This is a genomic window from Acinetobacter sp. XS-4 (genome assembly GCF_023920705.1).
Taxonomy (GTDB): Bacteria; Pseudomonadota; Gammaproteobacteria; order Pseudomonadales; family Moraxellaceae; genus Acinetobacter.
This window is the reverse complement of record NZ_CP094657.1, coordinates 1,939,465-1,962,101: the sequence shown is the minus strand read 5'-3', so window position 1 is coordinate 1,962,101 and position 22,637 is coordinate 1,939,465. Positions and strand designations below refer to the sequence as shown.

The 22,637-nt window shown below is 36.3% G+C and carries 22 protein-coding genes, 4 pseudogenes and 1 riboswitch; of the genes and pseudogenes, 6 read left to right on the top strand and 20 right to left on the bottom strand.

Going from position 1 to position 22,637, the window contains the following annotated elements:
- Window positions 1-633: 633 nt before the first annotated feature.
- From MMY79_RS09195 to MMY79_RS09160, 8 genes are all read right to left on the bottom strand, one after another.
- Window positions 634-834 carry a helix-turn-helix transcriptional regulator gene (locus MMY79_RS09195; protein ID WP_057105506.1) on the bottom strand — a complete coding sequence of 67 codons (201 nt, stop codon included), beginning with the start codon at window positions 832-834 and terminating at the stop codon, window positions 634-636.
- Entirely contained in the window at window positions 831-1,208 is a 378-nt protein-coding gene (locus MMY79_RS09190) for a hypothetical protein (protein ID WP_252613243.1), read from the bottom strand. The genes MMY79_RS09195 and MMY79_RS09190 overlap by 4 nt, the downstream gene beginning before the upstream one ends.
- Window positions 1,209-1,474: 266 nt before the next feature.
- On the bottom strand, window positions 1,475-1,702 hold the full coding sequence (locus MMY79_RS09185; protein WP_252613242.1) for a hypothetical protein: 228 nt from the start codon (window positions 1,700-1,702) through the stop codon (window positions 1,475-1,477).
- A gap of 82 nt (window positions 1,703-1,784) precedes the next feature.
- A complete protein-coding gene (locus MMY79_RS09180; protein WP_252613241.1) occupies window positions 1,785-3,980 on the bottom strand; it encodes a TonB-dependent siderophore receptor in 2,196 nt (731 codons plus the stop codon).
- A 159-nt stretch (window positions 3,981-4,139) separates the two neighbouring features.
- Window positions 4,140-4,673, bottom strand: a complete 534-nt coding sequence (gene ppa, locus MMY79_RS09175) for an inorganic diphosphatase (protein ID WP_252613240.1) — start codon at window positions 4,671-4,673, stop codon at window positions 4,140-4,142.
- 11 nt (window positions 4,674-4,684) lie between these two features.
- Complete coding sequence (locus MMY79_RS09170; RefSeq protein ID WP_252613239.1) at window positions 4,685-5,002, bottom strand: DUF190 domain-containing protein; 318 nt, start codon at window positions 5,000-5,002, stop codon at window positions 4,685-4,687.
- A 261-nt stretch (window positions 5,003-5,263) separates the two neighbouring features.
- A riboswitch (Fluoride riboswitch) is annotated at window positions 5,264-5,331 on the bottom strand.
- A gap of 128 nt (window positions 5,332-5,459) precedes the next feature.
- A complete protein-coding gene (locus tag MMY79_RS09165; protein ID WP_252613237.1) occupies window positions 5,460-6,272 on the bottom strand; it encodes a BRO family protein in 813 nt (270 codons plus the stop codon).
- 76 nt (window positions 6,273-6,348) lie between these two features.
- Window positions 6,349-6,501, bottom strand: coding sequence for an Arc family DNA-binding protein (locus MMY79_RS09160; RefSeq protein WP_252613235.1), 153 nt, complete (start codon window positions 6,499-6,501; stop codon window positions 6,349-6,351).
- A gap of 112 nt (window positions 6,502-6,613) precedes the next feature.
- On the opposite strand from MMY79_RS09160, the gene MMY79_RS09155 reads away from it, so the two are divergent.
- Together MMY79_RS09155 and MMY79_RS09150 are read left to right on the top strand one after the other, a co-directional pair.
- The gene (locus tag MMY79_RS09155; protein ID WP_252613232.1) at window positions 6,614-7,078 is read left to right on the top strand and encodes an Arc family DNA-binding protein; all 465 of its coding nucleotides are present in this window, start codon (window positions 6,614-6,616) and stop codon (window positions 7,076-7,078) included.
- 109 nt (window positions 7,079-7,187) lie between these two features.
- Window positions 7,188-7,982 (top strand): hypothetical protein, encoded by a 795-nt coding sequence (locus MMY79_RS09150; RefSeq protein WP_252613230.1) that lies wholly within the window; start codon window positions 7,188-7,190, stop codon window positions 7,980-7,982.
- A gap of 31 nt (window positions 7,983-8,013) precedes the next feature.
- Here the strand turns inward: MMY79_RS09150 and MMY79_RS09145 are convergent, their stop codons facing one another.
- From MMY79_RS09145 to MMY79_RS09105, 9 genes and pseudogenes are all read right to left on the bottom strand, one after another.
- Complete coding sequence (locus MMY79_RS09145; protein ID WP_252613228.1) at window positions 8,014-9,111, bottom strand: XRE family transcriptional regulator; 1,098 nt, start codon at window positions 9,109-9,111, stop codon at window positions 8,014-8,016.
- A 17-nt stretch (window positions 9,112-9,128) separates the two neighbouring features.
- Window positions 9,129-9,746 carry a hypothetical protein gene (locus MMY79_RS09140; RefSeq protein WP_252613226.1) on the bottom strand — a complete coding sequence of 206 codons (618 nt, stop codon included), beginning with the start codon at window positions 9,744-9,746 and terminating at the stop codon, window positions 9,129-9,131.
- Window positions 9,747-9,988: 242 nt separating this feature from the next.
- Complete coding sequence (gene bla, locus MMY79_RS09135) at window positions 9,989-10,846, bottom strand: class A beta-lactamase (protein WP_252613224.1); 858 nt, start codon at window positions 10,844-10,846, stop codon at window positions 9,989-9,991.
- Between the two features lie 506 nt (window positions 10,847-11,352).
- Window positions 11,353-11,922: pseudogene (locus MMY79_RS09130) on the bottom strand (hypothetical protein); the annotation flags it as partial.
- Between the two features lie 666 nt (window positions 11,923-12,588).
- Window positions 12,589-13,131, bottom strand: coding sequence for an N-acetylmuramidase (locus MMY79_RS09125; RefSeq protein ID WP_252613221.1), 543 nt, complete (start codon window positions 13,129-13,131; stop codon window positions 12,589-12,591).
- Between the two features lie 64 nt (window positions 13,132-13,195).
- A complete protein-coding gene (locus tag MMY79_RS09120; protein ID WP_252613218.1) occupies window positions 13,196-13,642 on the bottom strand; it encodes a DUF6097 family protein in 447 nt (148 codons plus the stop codon).
- A gap of 149 nt (window positions 13,643-13,791) precedes the next feature.
- Window positions 13,792-14,664 carry a DUF4882 family protein gene (locus tag MMY79_RS09115; RefSeq protein ID WP_252613215.1) on the bottom strand — a complete coding sequence of 291 codons (873 nt, stop codon included), beginning with the start codon at window positions 14,662-14,664 and terminating at the stop codon, window positions 13,792-13,794.
- 118 nt (window positions 14,665-14,782) lie between these two features.
- Window positions 14,783-15,172 carry a hypothetical protein gene (locus MMY79_RS09110; RefSeq protein WP_252613212.1) on the bottom strand — a complete coding sequence of 130 codons (390 nt, stop codon included), beginning with the start codon at window positions 15,170-15,172 and terminating at the stop codon, window positions 14,783-14,785.
- Window positions 15,173-15,289: 117 nt separating this feature from the next.
- Window positions 15,290-18,733 (bottom strand): host specificity factor TipJ family phage tail protein, encoded by a 3,444-nt coding sequence (locus MMY79_RS09105; RefSeq protein ID WP_252613210.1) that lies wholly within the window; start codon window positions 18,731-18,733, stop codon window positions 15,290-15,292.
- A gap of 46 nt (window positions 18,734-18,779) precedes the next feature.
- Between MMY79_RS09105 and MMY79_RS09100 the strand changes: the two are divergent.
- From MMY79_RS09100 to MMY79_RS09085, 4 genes and pseudogenes are all read left to right on the top strand, one after another.
- Window positions 18,780-19,157: pseudogene (locus tag MMY79_RS09100) on the top strand (hypothetical protein); the annotation flags it as partial.
- The gene (locus MMY79_RS09095; RefSeq protein ID WP_252613208.1) at window positions 19,154-19,504 is read left to right on the top strand and encodes a hypothetical protein; all 351 of its coding nucleotides are present in this window, start codon (window positions 19,154-19,156) and stop codon (window positions 19,502-19,504) included. The pseudogene MMY79_RS09100 and the gene MMY79_RS09095, both read left to right, overlap by 4 nt.
- 93 nt (window positions 19,505-19,597) lie before the next feature.
- A pseudogene (locus MMY79_RS09090) lies at window positions 19,598-19,843 on the top strand (phage head morphogenesis protein); the annotation flags it as partial.
- 99 nt (window positions 19,844-19,942) lie between these two features.
- Entirely contained in the window at window positions 19,943-20,536 is a 594-nt protein-coding gene (locus MMY79_RS09085; protein WP_252613206.1) for a hypothetical protein, read from the top strand.
- A 319-nt stretch (window positions 20,537-20,855) separates the two neighbouring features.
- Here the strand turns inward: MMY79_RS09085 and MMY79_RS09080 are convergent.
- The 3 genes and pseudogenes from MMY79_RS09080 to MMY79_RS09070 all read right to left on the bottom strand — a co-directional run.
- Window positions 20,856-21,389 (bottom strand): annotated as a pseudogene (locus MMY79_RS09080) (terminase); the annotation flags it as partial.
- Window positions 21,373-21,924, bottom strand: coding sequence for a DUF2280 domain-containing protein (locus MMY79_RS09075; RefSeq protein WP_252613205.1), 552 nt, complete (start codon window positions 21,922-21,924; stop codon window positions 21,373-21,375). The pseudogene MMY79_RS09080 and the gene MMY79_RS09075, both read right to left, overlap by 17 nt.
- A 46-nt stretch (window positions 21,925-21,970) precedes the next feature.
- Complete coding sequence (locus MMY79_RS09070) at window positions 21,971-22,618, bottom strand: putative metallopeptidase (RefSeq protein ID WP_252613204.1); 648 nt, start codon at window positions 22,616-22,618, stop codon at window positions 21,971-21,973.
- Between the last annotated feature and the right edge of the window lie 19 nt (window positions 22,619-22,637).

The following is a 22,637-nucleotide window of genomic DNA, read 5'->3' as shown; positions in this document are numbered from 1 at the left end:
CCATCGAATTTTAAGAAGTTCGGCTAAACACTGCTTTTGAGCTTATTCTTATTACCAATCCCATCCTTTTCTATAACATATCCATTTTTTGATTTGGTAAGTAATAGCTATATTTTCTCCATAAAGAATAAATATTTTAGAAATTCCATATCTATTTGATTAATTTTAAGTTTATTAGATTTATTTCGATGTCCTGCAAAATAAATGCAAAATTCCTGCAAAACAGTTAAATCTAATAATCATTTTACTTACATAAGTGACAACATCTATTTTGAAGCTTTCTTTAAAGATTTCTTTTTTAAGATGTTGTAATTTTCATGTAAATAACCATCTAGACATTACATCTATTGGAGTCATTTTTGTACTGGTGTTTGATAAGGATTACAAAAACATAAAAATATTAATTTTCTAGTTTTTATATGCTCATACATAAAAAAGCCCTCCGAAGAGAGCTTTTAAAGACGCGGGTTCAACTCCCGCCATCTCCACCGAAATATTAGTTTCTATTTAGCAAATGATAACGGTCCATTGGTGGTAAATGCCAAGGATGAGTATCTATACGTTTGTGTAGCTCAGCCCTCTTATCTTTCTCAATGAATAACCAAGCGACAAAATCATTGTATATCTACAGTTTTACTCGTTCTCGTCGTATTGAAAAATTACTTCGATTGCTAGATCAAAAACCTTCGAGATCTTAAATGCTAATTCCAAGCTTGGATTATAGCGCCCTTTTTCTATAGCAAGAATTGTCTGGCGCGATACCCCAAGCAACTCAGCTAATTGCTGCTGTGATAAGTTATGCTTACCACGTAATTCAGGTACAATATTTTTCATCTATATCGTAAACACCCTACCACAACACCAATCCCCCATAGAAATGCCATTATTGGCCATACAATAAACATTGAAAAACTTGGGAATCCGATATTTTCTAAAAATCCATAACTAAAAGTTAACAGTGCTGTTCCAGTAAAAGCAAATGCAAGTGCAAATAATTGAATATGTTTCTGCAACTCATCTAATCTAGAGATCTGTCTCAAAACACTCCAAACTACTAATAAACATGGAATTACTGGTAATACTGTAATAAAAATTTGTACTGTATTGTCAAGATTATCTTTCTTTAAATACCTCAAAGAAAATACTAGTACTACAAGATAAAGTATTAGTGCAGAACCAAGTTCTATCAAATATTTATATTTTTTCATACATCTCTCATGTAAAGTAAACTTTACACAAGGTACCCCACCAGCATCAAAATGTAAAGTAAACTTTACATTCCTTTAAAGTAAGATAGATAAAATTGTTATAATGGGAAATTAGAAACTTATAGATAAATACTCAGCTCACTGACTAGATCTATTCAAATCTACTTTTGATTAAGATATTTATTCGAACTATGGCTACCCTCTTCTTTTTATAAGTAATGTGGTAGTTATTCTGATGATTTGTGATAGCCACACTCAAAATCAAGTTAGATTATATTTTCTACTCTATAGGTTTTCCCAGTCAGCATACTCAGAAATACATAGCGTTCATTCGGTAATATACGTTCATCTCCAATCACAATATATTCAATATAATTTAATCTCTTTAGTGGTGCAGATATCTTTTTCGCAATCCACTTATAGATATATGCATTAACATAAAGCTCTATTCCCCTTTCATCTTTAACTTTAACTTTAACTCGAAATTCTTCCATGATGTCCCTCAACTAACTACCTTTATAAAACTTGATAAGGGCCTATATGAAAGCCCCTATCAATTCAAAACCAGCTGTACTTTTAGAAACTGTAAGTCATAGAAGCGATATACGTTCGAGGATCACCATAGGTATTGTTAGATACATTCACACGGTATTCTTCATCAGTTAAATTATTAACATTTAAACCAAGACTTATATCTTTTGTAGCTTGATACTTTGCCATTAAATCAACGACAGTAAATGATCCTTGCTTATTGGCATCATAAGCTGCTCCAGTTAGTGAAGAGTCAACAATCTCACTTTGCCATCTAATACCACCACCGACTTTTAAACGTTGCTCTAAAACTGGTAGTTGGTATGTTGTATAGAGCTTAAATTGCTGTTCTGGCATATCTAATCCAGTTCTATTCCCTTGGGCTTTTGTCTTCACCTGCGTATAGCCAGCATGTAGATTCCAGTCAGGTAAAATTTCCCCACTTGCCTCTAATTCAAAACCACGTGTTTTAGCTCCACTTATCCCAGTGTAATATGTTTCATCTTTATGATCACCAGAACTAAATGTTCCCGCTTTTTGAGCAACATTATCAAGTTTTGACTCAAAATAAGCTGCTGTAAGATTTAGCTTGTCATCATAAAAAGAAGACTTTAGACCACCTTCATAACTGATCCCTTCTATTGGATCTAAAACTTTATAATTGATGTCTCGAGAAGATTGAGGCATATAAATATTGGTGTAGCTCGCGTAGGCTGTAACGAATGGATTAATGTCATATGTTATCCCCGCATAAGGCGTTACGGCATTTTTTGAGTAATCAGCTGTCAAATTATTCGCGCTAATGTCCTTAAACTCATAACCTAGACCTCTGGCCCCAACAATAATATTTAGCTTATCAAGAGGATTAAATCGTGTGGCCATGTAATAACCATATTGGCTAATATCTGTTTTATTACGAGTACCATTACTTGTGTACAAGCCATCAGGAACTTCAATATTCCCATTCCATGTATCAAGATCAACCCACTGAGTCCCTGATTTTCGGCCGTAATTTGGGTCATCAGATTGTACGTTTTGATAACTTGCACCTACCATCAACTGATGTTCGCGTCCAAACAATTGATATGGTCCTACTGCTGAAAGATCAACGCCATGCATTTCAGGCTTTAATTCCTGATAACCAGCTGTGACTGAACCTGTATTATTTAAATAGTTTGCAGTTCCAGGACTAGTAGAAGATGCAGCAGCACTTCCAACCACAGCATATACAGCATCGGTATCTTGCGTAAGATAATTATAATTACCCTGTATTTTCCATCCGTTATTGAATCGATGTTCTAATTCCACAAAAGCATTTAATGTATCTACATCACTGTATGCCCATCTTGCAGCAGCATTATCTTCACGAGTACGTGTACTTGCTACGCCATTACTATAATTAGTAAAACCATGCACGGTTAAACCGTTTGATTTAGCACGTTGAAATAGTGCCCCCACATTTAATGTAGTATTTTCCCCTAAATCTGCACCAAGCGTGCTATAAAATAATGCAGACTGTGAGTCTCCCCAATTCATAAAAGAATCGTAATTATTATAAGATAGTACAGTTCTTCCTCGGATCGTCCCTGAATCATTTAAAGGACTTTGCACATCAACAGTAGTACGGTAACCAGCCCATTTATCATCAAAAGCTGAAGTACTAACGTTTACATTTCCTTTAGCTACATTTGAATCTGCTAGTTTACGTCTCAAATTAATTGAGGCACTTGGATTACCAATACCCGAGCTTAACCCTGTCGCCCCTTTAACAACTGTTATATTTTCATATATCGCAGGATCTAAAGTACTTAATGACATTCCTGTACGTCCACTTGTAACAGGTGCAGACACTACGCCATCAATAAGAAAATTATTTATTTTTGATCCTCGAGCATAGTAACTCGCATATTCCCCACCACTCCCCACAGCACCAGTTGCCCCATATCGTTGTTGATAGATACCTGGTGTCTGGTCTAATACTTCACCTAATGTTTTTAATTGCTGGTCTTGAATTTGTTCAGCTGTGATTACGCTAACGGACTGCGGTGTTTCCTTTAAGGAAAGATTCAACTTTGTAGCAGCAGCCGATTTCTTAACGGTATAACCATTTTGATCCTGTTCAGAAGCTTTTAATTTGATTGTAGGCAAAACAACTTCTGCATGCAGGAGAGTGCCAGTACTTGCCAACAGCATAATTGAGGATATTGCTTTAACTAGTTTCTTTTGTTGTGTAATTAACATACCACTTTCCATGGAGAACAAAAACGCAACAATAGTAAACTAAATGATAATCATTATCACTATGTTTTAAATAAAATACATGTTCTATTCATCGGATATTTAATTCTCAGCTAAGCCCAACAACACAAAAAATAGGAGGCTGTAGCCTCCTATTCATATTTAATGCTCATCCGAATAAGCATTAATTGAGTTTAATATCTCATTTCGAGCTTTTTCCACATTCCCCCATCCTTGAAGCCTCACCCACTTACCCTCTTCTAGATCTTTATAATGTTCAAAGAAATGTTGAATTCGATCTAGAATCAATTTATCTACATCATGAATATCCAAGATATTTTCATAAAGTTTAGAAAGTTTCGAATGTGGTACGGCAATAATCTTTGCATCGATTCCGTGCTCGTCTTCCATGTACATAACCCCTACTGGCCTACTTCTAATAACAGAACCTATGGCAACAGGATATGGAGAAAGCACTAAAACATCTAAAGGGTCTCCATCTTCACTAAGAGTCTTAGGGATATACCCATAGTTTGCAGGGTAAAACATAGAAGTTGTAAGGAATCGATCAATAAATATTGCATCAAATTCTTTATTCATTTCATATTTGACTGGATCAATATTCTGGGGAATCTCGATAATGCTATAAAAATCTTCAGGAGGATTCACACCTGCTGGAATGTTATTGAAGCTCATAATTATTCCCCTTATTGGTTTCCGACCACACCAAACTGCATAGGTGTTTTTACATAAAAAATTGAAATATTCTGACTATTGAGATAGTCAAATAGTTGAGTAGTTTCTGCCTCATCTAATGCAAACTGGATTTGTACAGGTTGATCAACAGCATCAAAAAAATGCATGGAATGCAGTTTACCTGTGTGATCAATTCCTTCTGAACCATGCAACACCGTGACGCCTCTTAACCCTAACTCCTTGGTTAGATTTACCAACCACTCATGGATAGGTTGATTATGATAACGTTGGTTTAATTCAGTATAAAAAGTTATGAGAAATCCGTTCATATCTTTACTCCCTTAAAATTCTTTAATGCAAAGTTAAAGGGGAATTTTTCAAAGACATCATGGAATGAGAGTTTATTAACCCAAAATTTCGTTTCATTGGAGATATTTGAGTTAATAGGAAATAGTAAAATAGACATAAACTTTCTCCTATTACCAAGAACATAGAGAAAATTCAAATAAAGCAGGATACATTGAAATTAGATACTTCATTGCAAGACTCCGATTTAAAAAGCAGAGCACGCAACTACGTACCCTGCTTAGGGTAACGTAGGTATCATCAGCCGATAATGGCGGTTTGTAGAAGGAGGATAGCCATCTCCTTTTCTAAGATATTAATACTTTTTTAAAAAATTGCAATTTCAAGTTATCTGAATCGTAATATTTAATAATTGTATAAAAGCCCTCCCTAGAGAGCTCTTAAAGACGCGGGTTCAACTCCCGCCATCGCTACTGAACATTAATTTCTATTCAGCAAATGATAACGATCCATTGGTGGTAAATGCCAAGGATGAGTATCTATACGTTTATGTAGCTCTGCTCTCTTATCTTTTTCAATGAATGACCAAGCAACAAAGCCACCATCATTGAAATAGTCATGGATTGCTGCGGCCATGTGTGGATTGATTCCTCTTACAGCAGGTCCAAATTGCCTCCACCACCCGCTTAACCAAGCTAGGTATATCGCCATGGCTCTAACATTGGTATCTAATCCTGTATTACCGTTTTTATTGCTCATAAAAGCAATTAGGTGGTGTACATATTCAACTGCTACAGGAATCATGTCGTACGGAATCTCCTCAATGTGATCTATATTGAACCGCTGATGAATTAACTTCCATGCATCACTTGAGCTGAGGTGTTTTGTCTTAGCTACAAGAAGAGCATGTGCATCATGTAAAGAGGTACGTTCCGATTTGTGAGTTTTCGCAACGGGAGCACCAACTTCTTTATCTAAAACATCAAGTACCCATTTCCTGAACTGTTTTGCTACGGATGTGCGTGCAAAGAAGGTAATAAGGTGACATCCCCGCGAATTAAAAATCCTATTATCCATTTCTACTGAACCTGTTTTTCTAACGACACTCATTTTGAGGGTCGTTGTCATCTCGCTGGTAAACTCATCCTTATTGCGCTCATAGATTTGAGTTACTGCATCTGTTTTTGCATATCCAAGTGCTTTTGCTAACTCACTTGCTGTCAGCCAGATTTGCTGATTGTGTTTAATAGGTTGAAAATTTACATCGTTAAAGCTTAATGCTAAACTAGCCATAGTTCATATCTCACTGTTATGACTACATCAAAGCCCCATCCGCCAAGACTGTGGGCTTTTTTGTTGCCTATTAATTTCATGCTTTTACATTCTCTTGTTTAAGAAATTGTTCAACAGCCTTATTAATTAAATAATTCATTGAACGCTCTTCTTTTACCGCACTCTCTTTCAAACGCTTATGCATTTCAGGTGGAATACGAATTGCAACCTGTGTATCTGTACGTGCCATTTTTCTATTGACTCCTTGTGAAGCACCGTGATCACATTAAAGCACAGTGATTTATTGATGTAAAGCACAGTGATGCAATACTATCTAATATATATTAGATAGTGGATTTCACATGGCGCGTAATGATCCCCAGATGAACCTTCGTGTTCCAGTAGAACTAAAAGAAAAAATTGAGAAAGCCGCATTTGATAATGGGCGAACAATTACTGCGGAGGCTGTCTTTCGTCTTGAGGAAAGTTTTCTAGCAACTACAACCACAAATAACACCTCACAAGCCGATGTTAAAATAATCCCATTAAAAGATGGTAAAAAGCGTGTCATTTATGGGAAATTGCTGAATACACTTGATTTGGATTACACACAGGAACTTTCAAGTCTTCGTGATGATATCCATCTATCTCTGGAAGTTTTGAGTAACTCTTCTTTCTGGAATTCATTGAAGTTTTTTAATAAAGACGTTCTGGTTTATAAAGGCAACAATCATATTGACGTTGTAGATAATGGTAAAAAAAGTCTTGGTTGGTTGATTGTTGAAGATCATTATGTACACCCATCAAAAAAAACTGAAGAAAACTAACTTTAGTTAGAGTTTAAACAAATATTTAAGTTAGTTTTATAGTTTTAGAAAAAATGTAAAACTAACTTAAAATTATATTAAATACAAAATAGATATAAAGGGAAAAGGTTTGGATTTCTATAATCTCAATTGGACAGCAGTAGTTGGTATCGCGGGTGCTATATCTACTTTGACAGGTGTTTTAATTACAAATTTTTATAACTCTAGAAACAATGATAAAAAAATTAATTTTGATTTAATGGATAAAGATAGGGAAAGAAAATTTAATCTGAGAAAAGAAATATATTTAGATGCTGTAGATTCGATAGTTGAATTTGAAATTATTCTAGGGAGTGTCTCCCAAGCTGAATCCTTAGATTCTTTCAATGAATTTCAAAAAGGTTTAACAAAGAAGCTTAAAAAACTAGAATTGATAAGTGATATTGAAATATCTATAAAAGTTGGAGAGTTAAGTTTACACTTTAGAAATTTGATTAATTACATTATTATCAACAAATTACCTTTAACAAAACAACAAATTCATCTAAGTGATTTAAATGCTGAATTTAATGAAATTATTAAAGATATTAAAAAATTACAAATAGAACTATCCAATGCATCTAACTCTAAGGAGGAAATTAGTATAGAAAATAGCCTAAAAAGGTTATTTAGAATACATTCACAATTAGAATCCAACCTAACAATACAAGCAACTAGTCTATACAATAAACAAAAAGAGTTTGGTGAGTATATACTGGGAGAATTTGAAAAATTAGCTTATATTATTGGAACTATTTATAATGGTTTCAGAGTTGATTTTGGTTTAGATTTATATGATAAGGAAAAGCATGACTTATCTGGTTACAAAGCAATAAAAAGTAAAATTAATGATGAGTACAATAAAGCTATTAATGGAAAAAAATAAAAATATATTGTACAAATAAAAGAAAGTGCCCTTAAGCACTTTCTTCTACAATTCTCAGCTTAGGTCTTCTTGGAATATCTAATCCAACTAAATTTTCAAGAAAATCTGCGTTTACATTCAATTCAGTAGCAATATCTTCAGCAAAGATTTTCTTTTTTGCGAGCATAACAAAGCAAGCTTGAAGGAGTTCAGGCTTCTCCTTAGAAATTAAGTGATCTTCTTTCTCCGTAATTGCCTCACCTGTTTTCTTCAGGTAGATCACTCCACTAGTGTATTGCTCTTGCGTCAATAAACCCAATTGTTTAGCACGATATAAAATGGCTGCCTTACTTACCTTCCAAGTTTGTTTAAACTCACTCAACTTAGTCCAGTTATAACGACCATTTTTGTACCAAGTCGGAAAGTGCGTACGCATCATGACTTGAGGAATTAGCAAAGCAGAAGCAAAATGATTGGCCTGAGATTCTGTTAATCGGTCTCCAGTAACAATACCATCATGAAGTACAAGGTGGCCAAGCTCATGAGCCAGATCGAAACGCTGACGGCAAATACTTTCTTTTGCTTCATTGCGTACAAAAATCGGACGCTTTGTAGCTAATGATAAGGCATCTACTTCATTTGATACCGAAGGGAATGTAGTTACGATAATGCCATGTAATTCGCAAAGACGAACCATATTACTTATCGGCCCTAATCCTAGTCCCCACTTTTCACGACATTTTTCAGCAATAGACTCAATGACCATATCTTGAGAAACAGGTTCATCATCTGAATTATGGATATCATATTTTGGTAATCGTAGCTTTGAATCCAAGTATTCAGTTAATCGCTTTATGTACTCTCCTCTAGCAATAACGATCTGTTTATAAGAATTTTTTGCTGTGCGGTTACTTCTAAAATGAATCTGCTCTTCCTGTAAAACAGGTTTTAGTTGCATAAAAAACGACTGTGGCACATTAAAAAAATGCGCCATTTTATCAATAAATTGATCATTGGGTTGAGTTTGCCCAGTTTCAACTTTATGAAGATATTGACGTGTATAGTCTAGCTTGCCACCTAATTCTTCTAAAGATAATTCATTGAATTGTCTAAGAAGCTTTAGCTCCAAACCATTAAACTGTGTGTTCATGGCTATTCATCTTACAATTAGTTGTTTACAGCTTCGGAATCATCGTCATCTTCTTTTTCATTATCCATATCAGGATCTTCAACTAATGGTGAACCTAATTCTACTGGTTTAGGTGTCTCAGGCTCAATTAAATGAATATGATTCAAGCCGGCAATGCTACTAGAATCCCAATATGCCACGACCTCATTTGCCAAGTTATAACCTACAAATATCACCAATGGTTCATCATCTAATGTTTTTGGTTCATTTAAGATAAAACGCCAATAGTGAGGCTGCTGATCATCAAGAGGAAATAAACTCATACTCTGCAATTGCTGCATAAAGTATTTCTTTTTCTTTGGATTCTCGAAGTCATCTTTTAAAAATCTGATTGTCGCGCTTCCGATTTGGAAAATAAACTTTAAAGACCCATTTACCAAATGAACATCTACTGGGCATTGTTTTGTCATGATCAAATTTAAAAAACGATTATGGGTACGATCAAAAATACTTGTTCCACGCCCATAATTTGAATCATCTTCAGTGCTAAGTAGATAGAGAATATCTCTATAGATATTCAACATATGTTGAGCGAAGAAACTGATAACCTCATCAGTTAACTGTGGTTCAAAATCAGAAGGATGACGCCATTCCATAAAAATTTATCCGCAATAAATGGTGAAATGTTGGGTTAGGTTTAATTTATTGCTATTTTTTAGATCTGTCAACCAACTTTTATTGCTAAAATTAAAATTTGTCAACTAAAAGTACTTTTATAAGAAATAAGACAAATTAGGAAGGCACTTTAGATAACTACTCTTTCGATCATCTAATAAATTACTAAAGCCCTCACTTGAGGGCTTTTACGATTTCTATCAGTTCCAAACTATCTGCATCCTTATTTATTCAGATGCTCTTGTACAATAAGATCACTTAAAAGTTTAATAACTTCTGAGCGTTCATCTAAGGAAGTTTCACTCTTTCTCACATAAATGCTGATAAATACAGGTGCGTGAGTTTCCGACCATACCATTGATGTTAGACCTCTAACACCATAATCACTGGCACCCGTACGATCTGCAATTTTCCATCCTTTAGGCAAAGCGGCCCTTAACATATTGTCAGCTACTTTGTTTCCTATCATCCATTCTTTTAGTTGTTGTTTTGATGCTTCAGACAGTACATTACCCGTTAATAACTTTTTCATACTAGCATTCATAGCATTAGGGCTAGTTGTATCTCGAATATCACCTTCGGGATTAATGACAAGATCTGGTTCATATCTATCTGATCTTGTAACTTCATCACCAATTGAACGCATGAATGATGTTAAGCCTACAGGTCCACCTCCAACTTTTATTGCAAAATTTGCTGCTGTATTATCACTGTATGCAGTTGTGATTTCACACGCTTGTTTGATTGTTAGTTTTTTATTCACATAATCTTTGACAATTGGCGAATAAGTAACGAGGTCTTTTTCTTGAATCATTTTTGAATGATCTAAAGTCAGTTTTTTTGCATCAACTTTCGCCAACACATTTGCACAAGCAAGAGCTTTTACAGTACTATCTAGCGGAAAGCGTTTATCTCCATTGATAGAAATCAATTTATCGTCCATATTCAAGATAGATACACCAATCTGCCAACCCTTTTCAGATAGTGTTTTGACCTGCTCTTCAAGGGTAGCAGCCATTGTTACTGACATCGAAGAACCGAACAAAACAACAGTCATAATAGATTTCAAGAACGATTTCATTTTGCATCCATATATTAAGAATTAAGCGCTATGAAGTATACAACTAGAAGTTTTATTATTAAGTTAATCAAATGTTTTTTTAGCCATTATTCAAAAACTTAAATGCATTCAATAATAAAGCCCTCATCAGAGGGCTTTTACACATATTCCAACATGAATATTGTTGTTTATAGTGTGAGCTGTGCAACCAGATAACAGAATACACAGCAAAACCAGAAACTTCATAGTAAAACCCGATTAGCGATCCAACCATAAAAGAATTGCTCTTGCGTGGGATTACGTTCATAGATTCCAGTACCAAGGTGTAGGGCCTACAATTCAAATAATTCCTGATTTATATAAGCCCCTCAGAAGTTTTCTACACAGATACCTACAATTGCATTATTATTTTAATTGAAAAAAGTAAGTCTTATGGTTTCAGGGATATTAACCAAAATATGCAAGATAAAATATTCCTCTTTAATCCCGTCACATTAAAGACCAGCACTTTGATCTAAAATATTTGAAGTAGACAGCCCTCTTGCACACATCCCTGCAATCTTTTTAGCTTTTGCAGCCACATCGTGATGAGATCCGTCAATTGCTTGTAAATTTATGATATTTGACGTCCAAGATAATTGAATCAACTTGTCATGAAGTACCTTTTGAGAAACCCAAGGCACAATACGGTCATTTAAATCCCCTACTACAAATACTCTATTCGCTGGGTGCTTTGGTGTAAGTGCAGTTATCGCATCTACAGCTTCAAATAGTCTTGGGTCAGGTGTCTTCCCCAATGCTTCAGCCAGTATTTTTGGTGATGAAGGGGCTGAACTTGGGACAGCGCATAATATATCAGTCCTTTTTGATAATAAGGCAGATACAATATGACCACCACCACTATGTCCAACTAACACATAGTTAAGGATTTGATGTCTTTGCTTAATTTTGTTTAATGCTTCAGACATTAATAGAGATTCTAATGGTTTTCTAGCACCATTATGTACACCAGATGATCCATAAATTCCTGGACGAGCTACAAATATATATGGGAAATTATATAACGCTGTTGACTCAGTGACAGCATTATTAACCATGTCCTGTGGTTTTTTGCTAGTATAGAATGTTAGTTCGTTGTCTCCTACAACTGCTACATCACCAGAAAAATACGCAATTGCTCTATTATTGGTTTGGTTTTCGAGTAATCCAGCAGAATAATACCGTATACATTCCTTATATGAGTAACCATTTAAATTTACTTCAACCCAAACTGTTCTTCCGATTCCCGAATTATCCAATTGTGTACATTGTTCTTGAGTAGAAGTAACAACACTATACGCATCATTTCTGATAAAATTACCATTAGTTAAGTCAATACTAACTGTTGCAGCGAAAGTATGATTAGCAGCTAATAATAGAAAAAAAAGAATTAATTTTTTCACTGGTTACCTATTTTTTTAAAAGTTAAAATTTATAATATCCTTTTAAATAACTTAAAAATATTCTTCAAAAATTTTTCAGCAGATATTTAAAAAAAACCTTACAAATCAATACTAAAAAAATAATTATTATTAAATATGTTTTAAACCATTTAATTCTTAAAATTTGCTATGTTTTACCAATAAATATTAATTATAAGTCATGGCTTGAATTTCATACTAAAAATACTATTAATTATTTGAGCTGCGCCTCCTTTTCTCAGGTTGCACAGCAATGTGATGACTGAAGCAATATTTTAGCGTTTACAATGAAAGACTTTCATTTTAGGAGATACGATTGCTGATCCAGCCATAGAAAAATTGTTCTTGCGTGGGATTTTGCTCACAAATTTCGATGTAACGTTGCCCTTGCATAATATTAAGAACTTGCACAAGGACTTTCTCACCTTCTTTACCACGTTTGGCCAAATAGATTTTAAGAGCATTTAAAGTAGCTGGTCCATAAATTCCATCGACCGTAAGGTCTGGCCAACCTGCTTTACTCTGGTTATTCAATAAGTTTAGTGCACGCTGTAAAAGAGGTTTCGTAAAACCGGTACCACAATTTACGCCAGTATCTAAAAGCTCCTCAGCAACTGCAGAAGAAACGGCATTCACCTGGTCAAAACGCGGAGCCGTCCAATAGTTTTTGCGATAAATAGACTTAGCCATATCAAGCGGCAAGTCCTTCATGTTTCCTTTAAATCCGTTTGCTCGAGCAACTGCTTCAGTAATGCCGTACTTAGTTGCACCGCCACGATCTCCGGGGTTATTTACATAACCACCTTCACGCTTGATGAGTTCTTCAAGATATTGTTCAATATTCATTTCAGTTTCCTCTAGGTAATAAAAAACCTCGCTAATGCGAGGTTTAAGGCTTTTCAAAATTTATTTAGCTAAGAAGTCTTTCTACATTCTTTTCAATTAATTGTTTGCTTTTATTGTTAAGTAAATAAAAGTAACCAATCAATCCGAAGAATACTGCAGCATAAAGAATGACTACCCATATATACTTAAATATGTTGTCAAATAACATATGGTTCATCATATCCACATCAATATTGATTCCAAAGTTGTGTATGTATCGACTTAAGAATAAGGCAACACAGTAAATCAATACAGGAACAGCAAGAATCCCTGTCCAAACATTGATCTTATTTTTCTTAAGCTCAAGTTTTCCAAACTCAGTTTCACCAAAATATTTTTCAACCTCGATAACCTGTTTATTCAAATCATCTTTTAGTGATATTGGTAATCTCTTGTCCTTAATATGATATTGAACATCCTTTAATATTTCTGCATTCTCTAGCGTTTCACCCAAAATTCTTAAATTTCCCATAAAAACCGTAATTCAATCAGTAAAACTAAGGATTCTAGGATAAATAATGTGATTGAAATCACTTTTTAACATAAAAGTAATAAATTGAGTTTAGATAAAAACCGCCCGAAGGCGGCTATTGAGAAAAATTAGTTAATTCAATTTGCTTTTTACAAGGCTACCCCACAAATATCCTTGGCTCCAGTAGGATAAGTAAACTGCATTTTAGATTTATCTGTAATCAATTGAAGGCCTACACTTTTCCCAGTTAAAGCAGAGTTAGCAAATGGATTTTGATTAATTACACCAGTAAAGCTGATATTACTTAATTTGTTTTCCATAACAATATTTAGATAGCCATAGTTAGTACCATTAATTACATAACCAACTTGTTTGCTATTTTGGTTTACATAAATGCCTACTCTGACCTTTCCATCAGTTGGTATTTGTACAGGAATATTTGTGCTAGCGGCACTTAAAGGTGCTAGATAACCTGTACCATCTGATTTATTAGTTACACCCAACACAGTAATAGAATTACCATTTATCGCGCCTGAATAATTATTTGCTTTAACAAAAATTACATTTAAGGCTAATTCTATTTTGCTCTGAGAAGAACCCGTGACTAAAAAACCGTAATTATAAATTTGCGAAGTAGTACCAAGATTGACTTGCAAATTACTAACATCAAAAACAAATTCTTGGACAAAGATATTAGAAGTAACAATAGGTTTATCCACTAAAATAACATTATCTGGAGTTTTAAGATGATACTGGGTTTTAAATTGAGCATACTTTTTAGAAGCTAAATATAAATCAATATTTTTATTTGAGTAATAATTTATAAGATCATAACCAGATTGATTAGTACTATTTACATTGGCAACCTTCTCAATATAACGGTAATTTGATGTACTTCCACCTACTGCTGCTTCTAATGCTTTCAAATCCTGTAAGGTTGCATCAAAGCTATAGGAGCACTCTGCAAAAGCACTACTTACTCCACTGAAACCCATTACAGTTGCTAAAATTATCTTTTTCACGGCGTTATCCTATTTTTATTTTGAACATTTAGTATAAACAAGTCTTTAAATCATTTGATTAATTCCGACAGATGACAGAAATATAATTAAGCTATTTAATAATACCGCTCGAAGGCGGTTAACTATTTTGAATATCATCTTTGGCTTTTTTAACTTCTTTAATTACTTCGACAATTGTCTTGCCTTCTTGTTTATCAATAAAGTTAAAGATCCAACGAACCAGAGCCCAACCAGGAATACCGCATATGAAGAAGAAGCCCCCTAAAGCAATCATTCCCCACAAATCAGTAACCCATTCATGAAGCCCCCACTTCACAATAATGAATGAGCCACCTGCTAAACTTGATACGACTGTGCAAATGAGCCCAACGGCCCATTCTTGAGGTGAACGCGGCATACGTGTCATCAATACTACTGCTGCAACTAAAGCGACAGCTAAAGTCACCATAATTGCTGCACCATAAAATTTTAAAATTGCTGTTACACCACTAGTGGAAACTGGTTCCATTTATTTCTCCAGAAATAGAAAAACCGCTAGAAAGCGGTAGTTGTTCGTTGTCCAATCCATCATTGGGCCAATCATAAAAAAGCACCCGAAATGGGTGCTCTAAGTTGTTTCAAAGTATTAAAGGGTTTGTAAAATTTTCCCTCCGTTTATTAATTTAGTTGTGAGTGGCGCTACTCCAACAATTGCAGTTCCACCCGCTCCTGGTTGGCCTTCGGTTGTACCGTGGTAATTCCAGTTCGAAGTTCCACTATTTGTCGACTTGCTACCACGTTGCCCCCAGCTTCCTCCATCACCAGATAAAGGTGATACATAACCGTCACTATTTGGAGTTCGATATCCTTTACCCGGTATTTCAGCTTCAGCATCAGTAACTTTTACAACCAACAAATAGCCACCATTCAAATACCAGCGCCAATCCTGAGTATCATTGTAGATCGGCTGCCCTGTCATAACTCTTCCAAACGGTGCACCAGCTCCACCTGGAACACCCTGTACTCCATAGCCAAGTTCTGGGTAGATACCACTTGGTGTAGCCCCGCCTCCAGAGCCACCTCTAGCTAAAGTGCCTCCGTCAATAATCAGATTTAACTTGCTATGCCGGTTCATTAAACCTGGTGCACCTTGGAATCCATCACGACGTGTTTTGGCAAAGTTATAATCGGGATCACTTGACCAGGCACCAAAAGCAAGATGAGGCAAACCGCCATCACCGCCGCGCCCAACCACAGAACCTTTAATCGTAAGATTTACAGTAAGACCAGGAGGAAATTCCCCTGTATCAATGGCTGGAAATTCAGGAGCCGCTGGAATAATAAACTCCTTTTTTGCTGGACTAGAATTATGGTCGAACTTATAAACCATTCGTGTTTCTGGCCGAAGTGAACTAGAACTCGAAACCAAAGCACCAGCTTCAACAATAAAGCTAATTTCTCCGGTTGTTGGTAGGTCACCTCGTTGCATCTGATATAAGCGAGCCAAATTAATATCTAGCTGGTCGTATCGAATGTAAATCGGTGAATCATCAACTGGTACATCAATGAAATCTTTATCGTTGAGGTAATACCGCACATCGTAATTCACTGCTGTAATGGTATTTGAGAACTTATCAACCGGATCCTTCTTTGCTACCAGATAAGGCAATGAGTCTTTTGTATCGTCATTAACAACCGTATAGATCGTATTAACAAAATCATCTGAACTTAGTTTGAGTGCATCGTTTGGCAAACGGCCTAAGACCACCTTATTCTTAGCAGATCCAGCGGTAATCGGAATTAGATCAACGCTACCATCTCCCATTTGCAAATAAATTACGTAGCTCTTACCAGCGATGAAATCAACTTCATGGCTAAGAGTAAGAATTAAGCCCTCTTGTTTCACCACATCACCGCTTTGATGGATGCCATTTCGATAATCAGCTACAGCAATACGGTCACGTAATACCAATAATTCCGATTCAGGTGCACCATCAAAAGTAATTGATTTACGCTGGAAGCGGAGTTTATTCCAGAGCCGGTACGCATTAAAACGAGCTTGCCATTTATTACGCACACCTACCGATTTAACTTCTTTGGGGTTCTTGGCTCCTTTATCCGGTAGATAGATATTTATGCGGGTGTCGTCGGCAGGATCCGTATATTCATATATCAATCCATCATAGTCATCCATCATGCCAAGCGTGAGATCATGCTTATAACTATCAGGAATGATATTCCTGAAGTTAAATAGCAAAACTGAGTTATCTGTTGGCCGTTCAAAGTAGATCTTGAGCTTGTTGTTTTGACGATAAGCAGTACAAAACACAGCATCACAAAGGTTGGTGACCAGCTCCTCAAAAGAAAGATTAGTATCATCAATGGTGGCACAGAACTCAGCCGCTAAAGGTGTACCGAAGTAATCGACAATATCGTTATAAGTACGGTAGATATTTTCAATATCAATCTCGTCGATCGTACGACGGCCAATCTTGTCATCGAGCGCCATTGAAACTAGCGCATCTGCAAAACTAGATGTTGGAAATAGCTCAGTCGTTATTGCTCCATTTTTATATGTAGGCAATATCCGCTGAAGATCGAAATTGATCTTGCGCGACTTAACAGATAAAGCTCCTGTCGTTGCATATGTACGTGCACGGAAAACCGTTTCATGTTCATACATCGTGCTTTGCAGCGGAAATGCACCGTATAACGCTTGCCACTTCACTTCATCAACTACAGTTGTAACTGCTGGAGTCGGAGTTAATCGTCGAGCACGTACACTACAACGCCCCTGAAATGTGACCATATCCAGTGTTACACCAACTGTTTGGCGTGACTTAGCTGAACCCTTGAGAATGATCTGCTTTAACATCGGGTTGCCAATCGCTGCGCCAGACTCATTAACTGGAGTTACTTCAACTTCAATCGTGATATTGACTGCCGCCTGATTACCCCCTGAAGAAACTGTATAAAGTCCATTGTTGGCCACAAAGTTGAAAATGACGCGACTACGTTCAATATTGTCCAGGATAAATGGACCAATCCATTTTTCACCAATGGATGAGAGCTTTGGAGATAAAGCACCAGTTTGCTGGTTTGTGAGTTCTTTGAGCTTTAGCCAATTCGGGTTTACTGCTGCCGGATTTGATAAGGCCATTCGGTCATCAGCAACAGATAAGACGCTGTAAGTGCCGTTTAAATCGTATGTTTGCCCGTTATAAGTAAAAGAAGCATTAGTAATTTCTACACGGTCATTACTGACAAATTTAGTCGTTAAATCGGTATTGTTAGCAGCTGCTCGTAAGATTTCATTGGGGTAAGCAAAATGAAGATAATTGGTGCCTTCCAGACTTTGAGTATCGGCTGGTCTCAATATCTGGCCATTAACCGAGTTTTGGTGCTGAACAGTTAAAGGCGGCGTAGTAATTTCGCTACCGAGCGAAAAATAAGGTTGGCCTGAAACAATATCAACACCAGGACGAAAGACTTCGACCGATGCCCCTGCAATATCGACAATATTGGTTTCACCATCGTAAGCACCTTTAATGTGATATTGGCCACGGCCAATACAGCCTACGACATGCTCAACTTCAACATTATTTTCATAAACCTTGTAAGGCACAGCAATTAGATCAGATGTATCCCAAGCAGCACCATAAATATCAGCAATACGGCCATTCACTCGCATTTTGTTTTCGCGATTTGAAAGCTCATTATTTGCAGATGAGGATTGGTTGTTATTCTGGGTGGTTTGGGCAATTGACGGCGCGGGCATTAAAAATGCAATCGCCACACTTAAAACAATAGAAACGATAGCAGCAATAAGCGCAGGCATACCTTTCGGGTTTTCAATCACAATGAAAGTACCCGGCAAGAAATCGAGCTGCTTTAAGTCGTGAGCATTCTTCGGTGTAACTTCATTAGCAAAAGAGATTTCCGCATGATCCATATTGCTTGACGTATGAAAAATACGGACATGTTCAGGCAGATATTCATATTTTGAAGTAAGCCATTGCCCGATAGTTTCGGCATGTTCAATTGTCTTCTCTTCAGATAATGGATCTTGTTTATAAATAATCTTAATCATAATAACTAACCCGACTAAACCCCATTGCTTTAATGACGTCTTCAGCTATGTACAGCACAAAGAAGGGTCAGGCCAGTTCTACTATGAATATTTACCATTAACGATTCAAAGATCCGGAATGTTAGGTGATCTGGACCAGACTTTAACTGTCTCAGTTTCTGGTCTTGGCGATATATTGCCGGATGAATTTGAGCGAGTGTTGGAAGGCCAATTTGCAGATGTGAAACCTACTGTGAATTATCGGCTCTATAGTTCAGACAACCTTAATACACCAATCCATTATTTGCTTGGCCTTCAACTTGCTGGTGTTTCAATGAACAATAAAGCCGTGACATTTAAAGCTGAATCCCCTCGTTTAAATACTTCCAAAACTGGTGACATTTTCTCACTGGATCGGTTTAGTGGGCTGAAGGGGGCTGTATGAAAAGTCATGATCATTTGCTTGATAAGCAATACGACGAAGAGCACTACAACTGTGTTCACTTTGCACATGAAGCAGCTCTAGATCTATATGGAGTAGACCGGAGTGAAGCTTTGGATTTATTCATGCAACCTAAAGGCCATATCGAATTTAAAGTCTCACGATTAAAACTCTTAAATCCGCTGCCCATGCCCAAGGAAGGCTGCATAGTCGCCTTCCATCCAAGACAAAGAAACAAGCCCCCGCATGTGGGGCTTTTTCGTGGGCAGAAGGTTTTACACCTCATGGAGAGTGGAGTCACTTATTTAGACACCTCTATCGTCATTACGAACGACACGATAAGTGTTTAGAAAAGATGGGTGTGATAACTCAATACACTCCAGTTGATAGATATCGACTTTACGATTGAGAAAGAACTTGGCGTATTCGTTGAGCGGCCAGTGAAAGACATCCCTAAGGATGAACGTGATCAGTTGATTGGGCAACTTGATGCCAACACCACATTTAGAGAGTTCTTCAAGAAGACAGATGATTTCTTCCAAAAAGAATGGCTCGGTCCAAAGCGTTATAAACTCTATAAAGAAGGGAAATTTGATTTTGATAAGTTCTTTGATCCGGAAGGGCGTTTATATACTTTGGATGAGTTAAAAAAGTTGGATGAGAATACTTTTAAAAAGCTTGAACTGTAATCATTGCTCTTAAAAAGTGATTAAGTTTATTAAAATTTTATATATCATAATGTTAATATAACTTATCACTTATAGAATAAATCATAGAGTTTAAATTGAATGACAAAGATCTTTCTAAAATCACTACTCATTCTATCTTTTATAAATCTTATTTCTGGTTGCGATGATTCTAAATGGTTAAAGCAAAACGATTTATATGAAAAGGAAGCTGAATTTGTACCAGCACCAGGCAGTAACTGGATTCCTTCAAAATATATTGAGGAGCAAAGTGGAAAAGTTACTTATAACTTGGCAACTGCAAGTGAGCTTTTAAATACCACAGCTGAACCATATTCTAAAGATTCACGTTTAATATTCCTTTATAAGCAGGAATCTAATGATAATAGTATTTTGTTAACCGTAACTAGAGGACTAGCTATTTGTCCTGAAACTGATTGTGACGTCATATTCAAATTTGATGAAGAAAAACCTGTAAAAGTTAAAATGTTTGTATTAGATGATTTTGATGGACATTCTTTTCAAATTAGAAGTGCTCAAGATAAGGAAGAAATTATTAAGTTGCTTAAGAAAAGTAAGCAGTTAAAAGTAGATATATCTTTAATCAATAATGGAATTAAAACAGCACAATTCGATATTTCTGATTTTAGCTATGTTTTAGATCGTTTCTTGAAAGAAAATAGTCAAAAAAAATGATTTTAAATTAGATAATTTAAGGCACTTAGTCGGTCGAGACGTCCACATGCCTATATTGAAATTAGCTAAAACTCATGACTTGTATAAATGCGGGATAGGTTATTCGATATTGCTGGAATGTAACTTGATTAAGTCATAGTTTAAAGTCTTGACAGCAGAAGCAGTTTTGGGCTAATTTTCACCACAATGAATAGTTGTGCAAACATCTTGTTTTTATAACAAATATGCACCAACTATTAAGAAATTCTAAACCACCTCTCGAGGTGGTTTTTTTATGCCTGAAATTTAAACTTCAAACTAGAAAAATCTAAAAAGCTATAGGAGTACCAATCCTTAAAACATGACCACCGACTCGCTGTACGCCGTTGACTATGTATTTACAAGTTGAAAGCATTGGACGGAGTACTTCTTCCCACGCAGCCCACTTACAATCTGCCCATTCATCAATAATAAGAAAAAATAATCCAGATCCACGAAGGTCATCATAATTGTCTAAACCTACAACGCGGATAACATGGCCACTTCTTAATGTAATTGAGCATTCGGTTTCATTTGGCTTACCAGCTCGCCATGATGCTGGGATTGCTTGTTTTAATCGCTTCCAGAAAACCCGTTTAGCTTGCTTAAAGGTTGGCGCTGCATACCAAATCTCATCCTCGACAGAAACATTCCACTTTGCTGCTAATCTTGCGGCTCTTCGCATTTCCGCTTTAGCTAGAAAAGTCTTACCAAATCGTCGGCCACAAACAGCATCACGAAATCGGGCTTCTACTTGCCAGCCCCACAAATAAATATTTGCCTGCTTTGGCGTTAACTGAACTGAACCTTCAGGAGGATTAAAGAATTGGCTCATTAGGTATCTCCTCATCTGGATTCAAAACAAGTTTGTAATCCTCTTCAGGTGGGCGATACTCTGGTGGATTCACTTCACGCTGTAACTTCTGAAGCTCAAGCTTTTTAATCTCAAGCTCCACCTCAGCTTTTGATTGTCCTTCTTCACTACTACTTCCCCCTGTTATCACTTGACGGTTGGTATATAGTCCACCCATTTCCTTTGCAGCTTGTTCAATCCATTTAGGCATCAATACTGGATTGTCAGGATATTTTTCAACTAGACCCTGCAAGAGTTGCAATCTATATCTTTTATTGGCAAGTGGTATGGCTTCAAGCTCTTCATTGGCTTTACGACGAATCTCAAAAAATAGCTCTCTAAACTCCTGACTTAAGTCTTTTCCAATCTTCTTTGTTGGATCGTATGCTTCACATTGTTGAGGGGTTACATCTACATTAAATATTTCTTTAACCGTTTTAGCTGCCTCAGTGGGTGTTTCAAATTCGGCAAGCATTCTAACGATGAATAATTTCACCTTCTTATTAATACGTGCCATTTCAACCATTCCATCTAAGTACATCTAAGAAGAATGGCAAAAAAATTTAAACCACCTTCAAGTAACAAGTGCCACAAGCATAGTGAACATCTGCTCGCGACATCTCAGGTCTTGTATTTGCTGCCTCAACCATTCTTTTAACATCCTCACTTGCTCCATATCGACGAACTACACCAATGAATTCTTCAACATCATGCCCTTGTATAGCTAATTTAGGCATGCCTGTTTCCCTGTTATATGCTGGCGTTCCCCACTCGTCTTTCTTATGCGCTATGTGATAAAGCTCATGCTCAACCAAAGCGCAAAAGTTCACATCACTAGCAATCCGAGAATAGGAAGCATCAAAAGTAATTAAGTATTCAGGTAAATAATTGAACCACTGGATGTATTGTTCTTCTTGTCGTTCTTTCTTCCAGCCGCCAGCATTGATCATTACTTTTTCAGAAGTACCAATGACTTGACGGCCTTGCTTTTTAAAACCAGACCTAGCCCACATCACTGCAATATCGGGATATCTAAAAGACCTTAAATGCATATGATCAGGATTAGATAGTTTTGATTTAGGGTCTAGAAATACCTTCCCTATCCATTCCCACATTTCTGGAGCTGGCGCAAAGTTTGGCGTACCCATTTCAAAAAGCCATTCTGGAGGCATTGGACGAACAGGAACATGAAAGCCGACTTCATTTTTCATATTTCACCCATAAAAAAAT